At 59.1% G+C, this 11,659-nt stretch carries 15 protein-coding genes; 8 read left to right on the top strand and 7 right to left on the bottom strand.

The window, feature by feature from the left end; all coding sequences use genetic code 11:
* The first annotated feature begins 169 nt into the window (after nt 1–169).
* Nucleotides 170–739 (top strand): sigma-70 RNA polymerase sigma factor region 4 domain-containing protein, encoded by a 570-nt coding sequence (locus ACS5Q1_RS42980; RefSeq protein ID WP_473103961.1) that lies wholly within the window; start codon nt 170–172, stop codon nt 737–739.
* Nucleotides 736–1,830, top strand: a complete 1,095-nt coding sequence (locus ACS5Q1_RS42975; protein WP_473103960.1) for a protein-L-isoaspartate O-methyltransferase family protein — start codon at nt 736–738, stop codon at nt 1,828–1,830. The genes ACS5Q1_RS42980 and ACS5Q1_RS42975 overlap by 4 nt, the downstream gene beginning before the upstream one ends.
* A 121-nt stretch (nt 1,831–1,951) precedes the next feature.
* On the opposite strand, the gene ACS5Q1_RS42970 is transcribed toward ACS5Q1_RS42975, so the two are convergent.
* Together ACS5Q1_RS42970 and ACS5Q1_RS42965 are read right to left on the bottom strand one after the other, a co-directional pair.
* A complete protein-coding gene (locus ACS5Q1_RS42970) occupies nt 1,952–2,569 on the bottom strand; it encodes a nucleotidyltransferase domain-containing protein (protein ID WP_473103959.1) in 618 nt (205 codons plus the stop codon).
* Between the two features lie 53 nt (nt 2,570–2,622).
* Complete coding sequence (locus ACS5Q1_RS42965; RefSeq protein WP_473103962.1) at nt 2,623–3,096, bottom strand: P-loop NTPase family protein; 474 nt, start codon at nt 3,094–3,096, stop codon at nt 2,623–2,625.
* A 581-nt stretch (nt 3,097–3,677) separates the two neighbouring features.
* On the opposite strand from ACS5Q1_RS42965, the gene ACS5Q1_RS42960 reads away from it, so the two are divergent.
* On the top strand, nt 3,678–4,835 hold the full coding sequence (locus ACS5Q1_RS42960; RefSeq protein ID WP_473103958.1) for a M20 aminoacylase family protein: 1,158 nt from the start codon (nt 3,678–3,680) through the stop codon (nt 4,833–4,835).
* A 112-nt stretch (nt 4,836–4,947) separates the two neighbouring features.
* Here the strand turns inward: ACS5Q1_RS42960 and ACS5Q1_RS42955 are convergent, their stop codons facing one another.
* Nucleotides 4,948–5,430 carry a GNAT family N-acetyltransferase gene (locus tag ACS5Q1_RS42955; protein ID WP_473103957.1) on the bottom strand — a complete coding sequence of 161 codons (483 nt, stop codon included), beginning with the start codon at nt 5,428–5,430 and terminating at the stop codon, nt 4,948–4,950.
* 90 nt (nt 5,431–5,520) lie between these two features.
* Nucleotides 5,521–5,964, bottom strand: a complete 444-nt coding sequence (locus ACS5Q1_RS42950; protein ID WP_473103956.1) for a GNAT family N-acetyltransferase — start codon at nt 5,962–5,964, stop codon at nt 5,521–5,523.
* A 153-nt stretch (nt 5,965–6,117) separates the two neighbouring features.
* On the opposite strand from ACS5Q1_RS42950, the gene ACS5Q1_RS42945 reads away from it, so the two are divergent.
* The gene (locus ACS5Q1_RS42945; RefSeq protein WP_473103955.1) at nt 6,118–6,573 is read left to right on the top strand and encodes a GNAT family N-acetyltransferase; all 456 of its coding nucleotides are present in this window, start codon (nt 6,118–6,120) and stop codon (nt 6,571–6,573) included.
* A gap of 787 nt (nt 6,574–7,360) precedes the next feature.
* Here the strand turns inward: ACS5Q1_RS42945 and ACS5Q1_RS42940 are convergent.
* Nucleotides 7,361–8,077: a hypothetical protein gene (locus tag ACS5Q1_RS42940; RefSeq protein WP_473103954.1), complete on the bottom strand. Its 717-nt coding sequence runs from the start codon at nt 8,075–8,077 to the stop codon at nt 7,361–7,363.
* Nucleotides 8,078–8,313: 236 nt separating this feature from the next.
* Between ACS5Q1_RS42940 and ACS5Q1_RS42935 the strand changes: the two genes are divergently transcribed.
* Nucleotides 8,314–8,613 (top strand): hypothetical protein, encoded by a 300-nt coding sequence (locus tag ACS5Q1_RS42935; protein WP_473103953.1) that lies wholly within the window; start codon nt 8,314–8,316, stop codon nt 8,611–8,613.
* 35 nt (nt 8,614–8,648) lie between these two features.
* On the opposite strand, the gene ACS5Q1_RS42930 is transcribed toward ACS5Q1_RS42935, so the two are convergent.
* Nucleotides 8,649–8,900: a thermonuclease family protein gene (locus ACS5Q1_RS42930; protein ID WP_473103952.1), complete on the bottom strand. Its 252-nt coding sequence runs from the start codon at nt 8,898–8,900 to the stop codon at nt 8,649–8,651.
* Between ACS5Q1_RS42930 and ACS5Q1_RS42925 the strand changes: the two genes are divergently transcribed.
* The 3 genes from ACS5Q1_RS42925 to ACS5Q1_RS42915 all read left to right on the top strand — a co-directional run bounded on the left by ACS5Q1_RS42925 (nt 8,899) and on the right by ACS5Q1_RS42915 (nt 10,966).
* Nucleotides 8,899–9,540: a hypothetical protein gene (locus ACS5Q1_RS42925; RefSeq protein WP_473103951.1), complete on the top strand. Its 642-nt coding sequence runs from the start codon at nt 8,899–8,901 to the stop codon at nt 9,538–9,540. The genes ACS5Q1_RS42930 and ACS5Q1_RS42925 overlap by 2 nt on opposite strands.
* A 111-nt stretch (nt 9,541–9,651) precedes the next feature.
* A complete protein-coding gene (locus ACS5Q1_RS42920) occupies nt 9,652–10,551 on the top strand; it encodes a hypothetical protein (RefSeq protein ID WP_473103950.1) in 900 nt (299 codons plus the stop codon).
* A gap of 154 nt (nt 10,552–10,705) precedes the next feature.
* Nucleotides 10,706–10,966: a LuxR C-terminal-related transcriptional regulator gene (locus ACS5Q1_RS42915; RefSeq protein ID WP_473103949.1), complete on the top strand. Its 261-nt coding sequence runs from the start codon at nt 10,706–10,708 to the stop codon at nt 10,964–10,966.
* Between the two features lie 17 nt (nt 10,967–10,983).
* Here ACS5Q1_RS42915 and ACS5Q1_RS42910 read toward each other — a convergent pair whose 3' ends face one another.
* Nucleotides 10,984–11,415, bottom strand: coding sequence for a response regulator (locus tag ACS5Q1_RS42910; protein WP_473103948.1), 432 nt, complete (start codon nt 11,413–11,415; stop codon nt 10,984–10,986).
* Nucleotides 11,416–11,659: the final 244 nt, after the last annotated feature.

The following is an 11,659-nucleotide window of genomic DNA, read 5'->3' as shown; positions in this document are numbered from 1 at the left end:
TTCTTCGCCAGATCCAAGCCAATTGTGCTAACCTCTCCCATGGACGCCTCCCTCAAGTGGTGCAGTTCAACACCTCCACTTTGGCACACCGAGGCCGTTGGGGGGCGTCCACCTCATCAAAACCGGATAGACAGGCTACCAGCCGATCCAGGACATGCAGAGCCACACCGTGAACCGCAGTGAAGAGGCTGACGAGGCGACCGCCGCCATTGCCCGCGCGATCCAGTCCCTGTCGGAGGGCGATCTGCTTCGCCTCAAGGCCCTGGCCCGGCTCAGAGCCCGTAGTCTCCCAGGGGTCGAATGGGCGGATGTACTCAACGAAACCATCATGCGTGCCCTCGGTGGCACGCGCCGCTGGCCGCCTGGTGTACCGATTATCAGTTTCCTGGCCTGGAGCATGCGCAGTGTCTGCGACGAGTACTGGCGGAAGATGCGACGGGAGCGAAGCGTCATCGTCAGCCTGGAGGGCACCAGCGCCAGTTGGCCTCCTGATCAGGCCGACGAAGCGCCCGACGCCGATCCCGAGCGAACGGCCGCCGCCGTCCAGATGCTTGCCGTCCTCGATGCCTTGCTCGCCCATGATGAAACAGCCCTCAAGATCATCGCCGGGCTGGAGGATGGCCTATCAGTGGCAGAGATCCGCCTCCGATACGGCTCATCCGAGACGGAATACGACAGTGCCCGCAAGCGCATGAGACGGACCCTGCTGCGCCATAACTTAAGAGGTTGCGAGCGATGAAGCGCCTCAGACCAGAGCAAAAGCTCGATAACGTCCTTACCAGCCTCGCGGCGGACATCGTCGACGCTGCCGATCCAGAACTCATGCAGGCGGCCTCCGGCCGAAGTCTCCGAGCCGCGCTCACGGAAATCCGAAACGTCGTCCAGGCGGCTGTCGCGCGTTGCGAGGCGCTGCCACACGCCCCCCGAAGAATGATGACACCGTCGAGGACCAGATCAATGACCGAGAATGAGCTTGCAATCGTCCGGCGCGCCTATGCCAAGCAGATCATGGCGGCCAACCGGCCGGTGATCAGCCAACAGGTGGAGGATGCGTTTGCGGCCGTTCCACGGGAGCACTTCCTGGATCCAGGCCCCTGGCTGATCTTCCGGTTCTGGCAGAGCGGCTACGCGCCCACCCCCAGCGCGGACCCGGTCTATCTCTACACCAACGATCTTGTTGGCATCGATCCGGAGCGGCACATCAACAATGGCCAACCGTCCCTGCACGCCCATCTCCTCGCCTGTGCAGCTCCCAGGGAGGGCGAACACGTCGTCCATGTCGGAGCCGGCGTCGGCTACTACTCGGCGATCATGGCTGAGATGGTTGGCTCATCCGGGCACGTGAGCGCCATCGAGTACGAGCCGGATCTGGCAGCTCGGGCGGAGAAGAACCTGTCCGGTTATGCCAACGTCTCCGTAATCCAGGGAGATGGAACCTTTGTGCCCTTCGAGCCGGCGGACGTGATCTACGTCAATGCCGGCACATCGAAGCCTGCCGACACCTGGCTCGACCGGCTCCGCGACAGCGGCAGGCTCATCCTGCCGCTGACCACCGACGAGGGCTTCCGTTCGGCCGGGCCCGGTCCAATCAGCCGGCGCGGGGCCGTCTTCCTCATTACGCGCCGAGGGCAGGATTTCCTGGCCTGCTGGGTGTCACCAGTCGCGATCTATCCCTGCGCCGGCATGCGTGACGAGGCCTCGGAGCATGCCCTGGCCGCAGCCTTCGCGAAGGGGGACTGGAGGCGGGTGTCACGCTTGTACCGCACAGCGGATCTTCCAGAGAAGCAATGTTGGCTCCGGTCTGAGCGCTGGAGCCTAACATACGAGTAGTCTCTCGTGTTGCGTGCCACACGGCTGTTCTCGTCGCCGATTACGCAACCCGTCGAATGTAAGATGGTGGAGAGTTCCAGACACTTCGAAGCTGCCCCTGCGGCGCCGACCCACATGCGGATTACGGAAGCCGCTGACGGAGCTCGGTCAGCCCGCCGTTGTCTTCGCCGTAAGCGGTAAGAATGGCCTCACCCAGCCAAGTTATCTGGGCGTAGGTTAGCCGAGGAAGCACCTGTGTGAAGTCCAACCAGTCCTTGGCGCGGGGTGTTTTGGCCTTGTAGAACAACTGGATTTCGGGAGACAGGAACGGGATGCCCTTAGGGCTCCTGCGCCCCACCTCATCAATCGGTCTGGTGACCAAGCTATTGCGCCGAGATCGCCAGTGCCTCTCGTCACCATCATCGAGCATCAGCTGCAACCGCCAGGGGCCCGTCGGCTCCTCCCGACACCAGACATCAGAGACATGACCGGGCAGAACCTCCCCTAGCCTCCATGGGCGAAGAGTGCCCGGCGGGCCCGCAGCCCAGCAGTCCCATCCTTTGAGCGTCCTCAGGGCCAGAAGTTGGTCCTTGCGCAGGAGCACAACATCAATGTCGGCGTGAGGTCGGAATGGATGCCCGACAGCGAACTCGATCGCGTAACCGCCGGCGATCCACCATGGGAACTCCGCATCCGAGAACAATGATCCTACCTCGGTCACAGATAGTGGCCACCATAGAGGGGCTGAGTTCTTGGGCATGTCGGGAACGTCCACTCTCATTCCATAGACGCAGTTGTGAGAAGCGAGACAAACTATACGATGCGGTTCAGATAGGCGGCGATCTCGGCACGGCTCTTTAGCAGCGCCTTCGGGCCAGCGAACAGTTCGAACAGCTTTTTATGTGCGTCAAAACAGTTCCAGTTATTCTTGCGGATGCGATACTCGGCCACCCACTGAAGGAGGTCCTGAAAGCGCGTCTGGCTTCCTCCGCCTTGAAGTCCGCGATGCTGAATGTTGGCGATGCATTCGTCTTCAGGCAGATCAAGCCAGATCAAGGTCGTGGCGCGCCCCAGCACCATATGCACGAGCTGGCCGTAGACGCCCTCCATAATCCAACGATCCGCTTCAGCTGCAGTTCGCACGTCCTTGTCCCGCAACGCTCGATCCCGAGCGGTGCCATAGCTGCCGGGCTCCCAATGCAAATCGTCGAGATGGATGACCTGATGCCTGAGAACGTCGCCGAGTTTGCGTGCAAGCCAGGTTTTGCCACAGCCGCCGTTGCCCATGATCAACGTTCGGTCAAAGTCCTTTCGCTGTTCCACTGACACCTCCAGGAGTCCTGCGGAAGGAACATCTGTCAGAGCAGGGTTCCGCACTCCATACCGGCCTTCTACCAAATTCAAACGAGCGTGTAGTCTCCGAGGTGAGGCAGACTGATGGCATGCTTTTGAGAGATGGTGAGGCAAACTCAAAGATAAAGCCAAATTTACACAACTACTTAGCAGAAGGACTGAGCCATCCTTTGCCACCCTCTACACTTGATGAGGACGCGCGCATAGGATAGCCCTAATTCAGCACAGTGCTTACCCAAAGCTCGCATCAGCCCGCCTCACCCACAGAGGCGGGCTCTCTCGCAAGGGGCCCCCGGGATTTTGCCTTCGTCCCGCGAGTTGCGTCGAGAACCTCACAACCGGCGAACGGCTTGGCAGAAACCGGGGGCCTCCACATGTCCGCTCTAGCGTTCGGAGCGGACCACACCGCAATGTCTCAAGTGTGCCAATTGCCGTCATTGCAACGCTCAAGAAATCGCTTAGTCTGTGTCTGGTTACACGCCAAAACGAGGTAATACGGCACGAGAGGAAAGCTGATGAGCGCCAATAATCTGGAGTACGGTGAGGTCGTTGAATGGCGACGTGACCTTCATGCCCACCCTGAGCTCCAGTTCGACGTTCACCAAACAGCCTCGTTTGTCGCCACGAAACTCAAGGACTTCGGCTGCGATGAGGTAGCAACCGGCATCGGCAGAACCGGCGTAGTGAGCCTCATCCATGGCCGAAGACAGACAAGCGGTAAGGTCATTGGCTTGCGAGCCGATATGGATGCTTTGCCCATTGAAGAACTGACGGGCGTACCTTGGGCCTCGAAAACAAAGGGCGTGATGCATGCCTGCGGGCATGACGGCCATACGGCCATGTTGCTGGGTGCGGCTCGGAACCTGGCGCAAACACGGAATTTCGATGGCACTGCTGCCGTTGTGTTTCAGCCGGCTGAGGAGGGCGGAGGCGGCGGGAAGGCGATGGTCGATGATGGCTTAATGTTGAGGTTCGGCATCAATGAAATCTACGCGATGCACACCGAGCCAGGTCTCCCGATTGGCCAGTTCGCGACAGCCGCCGGACCAATCGCAGCCTCAGCCGATGGGTTCCGGATCAGAATCGACGGGAAGGGAGCCCATGCGGCGTCGCCCCATGTCAGTGTCGATCCTCTCATCGTTGGTGCGAACATCCTTCTCGCGCTTCAAACCATCGTCTCGCGCAACGTCCACCCCCGGCAATGCGCTGTCGTCACCGTGGGTTTTCTGAACGGCGGCAAGGCTGGCAATGTTATCCCCCAATGGGCTGAGATGGGCGGAACAACCAGAACGTTCGATCCGGCTGTGCGAGACCTTGTTGAAGCGCGGGTATGCGCCATCGCCGAGAAGACGGCGGAAGTGTACGGAGCACGAGCTTCGGTGGCTTACAGACGGGTGTGTCCTCCCACTGTGAACCATGCCCGCGAAACTGAGTTCGCGGTCAGCGTGGCAAGAGGGTTGGTCGGGAATGCCAATGTGAATGACAGTCTCGAACCTCTGATGGGCTCGGAAGATTTCGCGTTCATGCTGGAAGAGCGTCCGGGTAACATCATGCTTATTGGCAACGGTGACACCGCGTCCGTCCATGACGCCCGTTACGATTTCAACGATGACGCCATTCCTTTCGGCATCACCTATTTCAAAACCATAGTGGAGCGCAGGTTGCCGCTTTAAGGCCCCTTTGGGTCACGAGTAGGAGCTATAGAAGAACTGCGAATGTCTGCTAACGAGGCGTTCCGGCAAGGACTGAGCCTGTTCAATAAAGGGGCTTATCGGAAATCCGCCTTCATGAGGCGAGCTCAGTTCCGCCAGGTTGCCGCTCCATGACGAAGTGGTATTCAGTCTCGTCGATCACCATGAAACCGTGACGTCGGTAGAGCGATCCTACCGGGTTCCACTTGAGGTGCTGTAGGCGCATCGGCTTTCCCTGTGCCTCCGCAATTGCAAGACAGTGCTTCAAGATCCGCGTCCCCAATCCCTGACCCTGGTGGGTCGGGAACAGGTAGAAGTCATCAAAACGGATGTGGTCGGAGGCAACCGTGAGGGCGACGGTGCCAATGGCTTGCCCACGGTACATGATGCACGACACTGGACGGTCGCGGAACTGCTGCTCATGGAAGGTTCTTTGAAACGCCTCGTCCCACCCCCATCGGGCGATGATGTGAGGCCCCAGAGCTGCCCGTTTGACCTCAAAAGCGAAGTCCATCGCTTCAGGCATTTGGGCCAGGCGATTGAAGCTGATGTCAGGCGGCAGGTCAGGGATATCCATGGTTATCGCTGTCTCAGAACACCCATAACCATGACATACCTGCTCATTCCATAAAGGGCCTTCTCGGAAATTCTGCTCCGAGATCCGGTGTCAGATCAGGGCTTTTGCCATGGACCGGCAGGAGCCATTGGCTGGCGCACTTTGCTCCTGGTAACCGAGAGACAGGTAGAACTGGCGTGCCGTCTCGGTGCTGTTGAGAGTGCAGCGGTCCAGACCCAGATCACGGGCTTGAGCCTCCAGCCGGTCGACCAAGGCCTTGCTGTCGCCGCGGAACCGCGCATCGGGCGAAGCATAGTTCAAGGTGATCTCGCCAGCCTTGGTCATGGCGGCTACCCCGAGGATCGTCTCACCTTCCGTCGCGACGAGAACGAGGCTCTGGGGATTGCTGATCCAAGACGCCACGTTCTCCGGGGTCTTGTTGGAGAGCCAGTGAGCCAGGTTGACTGCATCTCCGTTGTGGTCCGCGTGGCATAGATCCTGGATCGAACGCCGCAGCACCATACAAGCCTGCTCCGCGTCTTCGGTACGGGCCACTCTAATCTCCATGCGCACGCCCTGCCTGCCTCGTCTATAGGCTCTATGCTGCCCTAAGGCAGGCATTCCATAAAGGACATTATCGGAATTTCATAATCGTCTGAGAGGATGCCTTCCTCTCGATAAGGCTGATAGTGACAACGTGGATAGCACATGTACGAGTTGAAGAAGGTAGAGGCGGCGGAAGATTGGAGAGAACTCCACGCGATCAGACGTGCCGTTCTGTTTCCTCCTGGTCGACATCAGTTTGAATACAATGAGCACCATCCGGATGATCGTGCAGAGGGTAATGTGCCTTATCTCCTGCTCCTCGATGGTGCCCCCATTGGGGTTGTGCGGCTCGATCAGCGCGGTTCTCTCGGGGTGGTACGACTGGTTGCCATCAGATCAGAGCGGCAGCGTGAAGGGCATGGCCGCATGTTGAGTGATCTCATTGATGGGGAGGCGTTGCGCCTTGGGATCATTGAGTTGCGCGTGAATGCGGCAGCCGATGCAGTAGGGTATTACGAAAAAACAGGGTGGACGCGGGATAGTTGGGATCCAACAGAGTTGACCGGCGTGGCTGAAAACTGCGTGCAGATGACCAAATCGCTATCAAGCATTCCATAAACGACCTTATCCGAAATTGGTACGTCAGCCCTGCCCTACTCAGGTGTGTATGTCGCCGGCGTCATGAGCAACGGCGGCGGCTTTGTGAAATGGGAGGCTCGCCCTCCCGCGAAAGCTGTCCAGGCGCGTTAAACGGCAGTCGCGCCCGGAGCGGAGCGCAGCAGGCCCGAAGCCACCGCGCTCCTCATCAAGCGCCGGAGGTGCGCTGAGGGCCGTGTGGGCAGGTTTTCAGTCGCTGGAAAGAGATCGCCTCTGCGGCAATAATCATGACGCAAGCGTGAACAGGATTTTGAACTTTATGGATCGCCGAACGGCCATTCAATGTTACTTCCTAGAGCAGAGAGTCACATGGCGGTCTCGTCCACTTCATTAGGTCCTTTGCTGCGGCGCAACGATCCTTGCATTACAACACGAAGAAGGCAGAGTGGAGCTACAGAAAGAAAAGCGCCCCGCCTCGAAGAGGACGGAGCGCTTAACTGAACTTCGCGGCGAGCCGGCCAGCTCGTCCACGGAGCGAGACCCAGCGCCGTTCAACAGCACTAGTCCAACACCAATGTTGTAGGCGGCTCTGGGTCTCCGGTCAAACGGAAGTTGGTTACCAAAGGAGGTACCATGTTGTCCCAGCTTGCCTACGCCTACCTGACGGTGGGTTACCTGCTGCTTGTCCTCAATGGTTATTTCGGAGGTGGTGGACATTGAGCAGGTGAGGCGGGGGCTCGCACCCCCTACTTTCAGCAGGATTCGTCGCTTGGTTGCGACTAACAAACTGCGTGGTCAGCCTGTAACTTTAGAAAGCTCCGTAGCCGCTGCGAGGCTGATAGGTCTTGGTCTGCACTGTCCGCGGGCTCGGAGCGGGTGCAAGAGCCGGAGCGCTCCAACCTCTATTGCTATCTAGAACCCACGTCGCGCCGTAGCTGTCATAAGGCTCGGGGCTGTTGGCGACCCGCTCGGCGGTCGCCATCTGGTCCAAGATGTCTTCCGTGCCCGCGATCAACAGATTGTCGGCCGCCTCGGATTGCCAGCTTGCCAGTTCGTTGAACGCCCAGAGGAGAACGGTCAACACGCTTCCAATCATGAGCCAGGTCAGGAGCGGATAGGTCACGCCGGCACAAAACAGGCCAGCGGCGGCAAAGACGGTTAGGAGGAACGCGGTTCCAGGGAAGGAATATCGCTCGATGTCTTTCATGATGTCCACGAACAGCGACGGCTTCAACCGGATCGGCACGTAGCCTTGCGGCATTGAACAATAGCGGTCGGTGGTGTGGTCGAGCATTCCGACAAGCACGCCATTCTTGAGGCCTGATCGACGCGCGTACACAAGCGACACGTCATGGTCCGGCTCAATGCGGATGGTCGGCTGCACTGTGATGCTGCGCCGGGTTCCGTCTCTCGCTTGGATCAGGATCTCGCGCGTGCCGCGTCCAAACGACAAGACGGTTCGGACCGTTCCGCGCCAGGTGAAGAACGTAAAGTCCTGATCGGCAATTTGGGTCGAAACCTGCACGGTGCCTCGCGCTCCATACGGCTCAGTTGATGGAGACGGGTTTAGCACGGTTGAGGGTTCGTTAACCGTTTTCCACCGGGAATGGTTAACGGGCTTGCGAAGGGTCGGAATAAGATCTGCTCCCAAACACGCGCTAACGAAATCTGGAAGACTCCGGAACCGTGCCGGACAACAGCCATCATGAAATTGACCCATTCTTGAGCCCTGCTTAAGACGCCTCAACCTCAGGAGACGTCATGCGGAAGCTGCTTTTGCTTTTTCTCATCGGAGCCACATCCGTCATTGCGAATAGCTCTGTAGCAACCACGAATAAGACCCCCACATATGAGAATGCAGTTTCACCCCAGGCCAAACTCGCAGAGCTTCAGGCCATCCTTGATGCTGAGGATGACGATGATCTGGACGACGATCTTATCGATCCGAATGAGGGTGATGATGATCTGGATGACGATCTCATCGATCCGGATGAGGGTGACATTCAAGACGATGAAGACGATCAGGAGAATGCAATCCGAGGAGCCACAACGCCAACCTGAGGGCAATGTCGGTTCTGACCCCTTCGAGCCGAGACTTAGAGCTTCTTCCAGAGCTCCAACATGCCTTCGACAATCTGAAGGATGCGGCCCACGCTCCAAGCATCAGGGCTCGCTTCTGAGGCCTTGGCCCCTCCCCTGCGATACTCGGATGGCGGCGTGAACGATCCCGACCAGAGGCCGCGTTTCGCGGCGCGGGCGGCCGTCTCCTGGGGCACATAGTCTGTGCTGTACTGGCGATAGGCGAGGGCGTGCCAGGCTGAACCCAAACCCCAAAAAGGGCGTAGCATGTTCAAGGAACAGATCACCGGACGGGCAGATAACCCCTTCTTGGTCCTGAGAGCCAAGCTCCATGACCGTTTGGGTCCTCAGGGGCGCGAAACCATTCGGGCGATAGCCACCCAGACGATGTTCGATGCTCAGGATCTGACACCAGACGATCCTTGGGCCGGGTTCCAGCACGAGGGATACAAGTTCCGCGTAAAGCGGGATGGTGATGATCTGCTGGTCGAGCTGGCTGAGGAACCGACGCTCAACGAAGCTCTCAAGGCTCGCGGGCTCTCCCACAAGCGAGACGCCCTTACAGGGGCCGACGGGCGCCATACGGTCACGGATGAGGCGGGTACGATCGTCAGCAGGTTTACCGCTACCGAGGCTTGGGCCGAAGTCATCCACGACACGAAACGGCCCCTGCCCGATTTCGAGCCGTCCAAGGTTTCGATCGAACGCCATCGGATGAGCGTTACCCAAGGCGAGGCGTCCGTGTTCTACGATTGCCGGTTCCTCAACCGCTACGGCGACAAGATCACGATGCTCGACAAAGGTGCAGTTGCGCCAGCCGGGGCTCAAGTCATCGGTGGCTATCATGGATATGGCGACCAAGAGTGGATAGATGCCGCCCGCCGTGTGATCACACGAGGCTCCTGGTAGGGGCCCACCGCCTCAGCTCCTACACCACGCTCCCGACGCCACGGAACTTTGCCGCCCGCGCCGCCTCGGCCACGTAGCTCCTCCCCCTCCTTCGTCGACACGGATCAACTCATGCCCCGAAACTCACTCGGCGCTTGTCAAATGGCGTTCGACTTCGATGCTTTGTTCGCGCCGCAGCCAACGATGCCAGCGGCCGTCAAAGAAGCCGTCAAGGATGCGGTGTTTGCCTACAGGAAGCCTGTCGAAGCCCCTTCCGGAGACGCCCAGTCCAAGCCGTGGGCGGACCGCTTGGAAGGTATCCAGGACACGACGCCGCGGATTCTCGAAATTGAAGGCATCCGGGCCATCTGCACGCCTGACCGCTGGATGTGCTTTTACGCGATCGATCCGGGCAAGCCCTTCATCAGCGAGACAGGCTTCATGCCAGGCTGCAGCAGCCGGAAGGGATCATCAGAGGAAACCTTCCTGGCTCTGCTTGCCGAGCGCAGAAAACAATACAAGGGCAAGCTGCCGATCCCGGCAACCACCTATCGCTTACCCGAACCAGGGGAAGACGGGCCACAGCCGGCCACCGGAGCTCTCATCGCTATGCAAAAGCTCGAGACCGACCCATACAATGCAGCTTTGCTTATCGAGGCAAACGGCCAGTGGAGCGACGGACCTTGCTCGGAAATGGGTAAGCCGGACCTCCTGCGGGAGCGCACCAAAGGCCTTCTGCCCGAAGATTTCGATGTCGAGGTCGAAACCAAGGGGCAAGGCTTTGCCTTGATCGGTCCCAACGGCCGCCGCTGGCCGGAAACAGGATTCTTCGAGGCTAGGCACAATCTCCGCTGCGCTGCCACCCGCCAGGCGCGGGACGACGCCAAGATCCAAGCCCCTTCTTCTACGTCCCCATCTCTCAAGCCGGTTGAAGGCTCGGTCCGGTATCAGGTGTCGAAGACCCTGTTCTACGGCCACGAGAAACTCACCGTGAACCTGCCGACCGGCGGCAATTGGGCATTGGTCGGCTAGAACAACCATCCTTTGTTCTTTGCCTGCTAAAGAATACCCCTTCTGGGACTGGCCGATGCGCCAAACTGCAAAGTGTTTGCGCCACTCGGCAAAGTCTGTTCCCCAATAATCACGTACAAGGCTGGGAGCATATTCCGCTTCCCAGGGGGGACTTATGACGGCAAAGAGAACGCAGAGCCAGGTTGAGCCGGATGGTCATCCAGCCGCCAACGAAAATGGAAGGCGGCCGCGGCCTGTGCTGTCAATGCAGGAAGCTCTTGTGCTCCGGCTTCTAGCCACTGGGGTCCCCACCAGCGACATCGCAGACCAGCTCGCTGTCAATGAACCAGAGGTCGAGCATCACATCAAAGCCATGCTTCTCAAGGCCAGGGCTAAGACCAAGCCTCATCTGGTTACTGCGCCGACGAACCTCTGATCTCAGCCTATTCCGCTTCACTGAGTTGGATCGCGCTTCACCACCCGCTCAATCAATTCAATCATTTCCGGCAATCGATAGGGCTTTGGAAGAAACGGGACACCCGCAGAGGCGCACATCCCGTGACAGGCGCGCGGGCGGCCCGATGTAAAGACAACCGACAGAAGGGGTTGGAGCGTCAAAGCTGATGCCGCTAGATCAAATCCGTCCCGGCCGCCGAGATTGATGTCGGTAAATAAGACATCCACTGAAACATCTGCCAAAATCACTTGAGCTTCTTCGGCACTCGCGGCGGTAAACACCTCGAAACCAGCCTCTGTCAGAGCTTCAGCGGCAATCTCACCGATGATCAACTCATCCTCGACCACGAGAACGCGCTGGCGGAGGTTCTTCGGCGAGCGAGCTTCAGCCGGGGCTGGGCGGCCCCAAGGGGACAGGATCGGTGTCATGTACGCAACCTTACTGAGCTAGTCCGCCTGGTTAACGACGTGCCTGCCAACCAGTTCGGCCCATGCACCGACGGGTGGCCAGTATGGTAACCAAATGGTTATCGAGCCAATTCGAGCCGACTAATGATCTTCACGCAGAGGGTGTAACATAGGGCGGTGTCGGTCATCGTGAGGAGGTGCGCGATGGAGGGCAACGTTTGGCGTCCGACGCATCTGACGCCGGAGCAGATGGAGGAGCGGCGCC

Source organism: Microvirga sp. GN3 (assembly GCF_055792825.1).
The sequence above is the reverse complement of the archived record's forward strand: the minus strand, read 5'-3'. Positions and strand labels throughout refer to the sequence as shown.

What these genes read in the sequence shown, in the direction of transcription:
- ACS5Q1_RS42975 (WP_473103960.1), top strand. Translation starts at nt 736, where the DNA reads ATGAAGCGCCTCAGACCAGAGCAAAAGCTCGATAACGTCCTTACCAGC.
- ACS5Q1_RS42970 (WP_473103959.1), bottom strand. Translation starts at nt 2,569, where the DNA reads ATGCCCAAGAACTCAGCCCCTCTATGGTGGCCACTATCTGTGACCGAG.
- ACS5Q1_RS42965 (WP_473103962.1), bottom strand. Translation starts at nt 3,096, where the DNA reads ATGGGCAACGGCGGCTGTGGCAAAACCTGGCTTGCACGCAAACTCGGC.
- ACS5Q1_RS42960 (WP_473103958.1), top strand. Translation starts at nt 3,678, where the DNA reads ATGAGCGCCAATAATCTGGAGTACGGTGAGGTCGTTGAATGGCGACGT.
- ACS5Q1_RS42955 (WP_473103957.1), bottom strand. Translation starts at nt 5,430, where the DNA reads ATGGATATCCCTGACCTGCCGCCTGACATCAGCTTCAATCGCCTGGCC.
- ACS5Q1_RS42945 (WP_473103955.1), top strand. Translation starts at nt 6,118, where the DNA reads ATGTACGAGTTGAAGAAGGTAGAGGCGGCGGAAGATTGGAGAGAACTC.
- ACS5Q1_RS42935 (WP_473103953.1), top strand. Translation starts at nt 8,314, where the DNA reads ATGCGGAAGCTGCTTTTGCTTTTTCTCATCGGAGCCACATCCGTCATT.
- ACS5Q1_RS42925 (WP_473103951.1), top strand. Translation starts at nt 8,899, where the DNA reads ATGTTCAAGGAACAGATCACCGGACGGGCAGATAACCCCTTCTTGGTC.
- ACS5Q1_RS42930 (WP_473103952.1), bottom strand. Translation starts at nt 8,900, where the DNA reads ATGCTACGCCCTTTTTGGGGTTTGGGTTCAGCCTGGCACGCCCTCGCC.
- ACS5Q1_RS42920 (WP_473103950.1), top strand. Translation starts at nt 9,652, where the DNA reads ATGCCCCGAAACTCACTCGGCGCTTGTCAAATGGCGTTCGACTTCGAT.
- ACS5Q1_RS42915 (WP_473103949.1), top strand. Translation starts at nt 10,706, where the DNA reads ATGACGGCAAAGAGAACGCAGAGCCAGGTTGAGCCGGATGGTCATCCA.
- ACS5Q1_RS42910 (WP_473103948.1), bottom strand. Translation starts at nt 11,415, where the DNA reads ATGACACCGATCCTGTCCCCTTGGGGCCGCCCAGCCCCGGCTGAAGCT.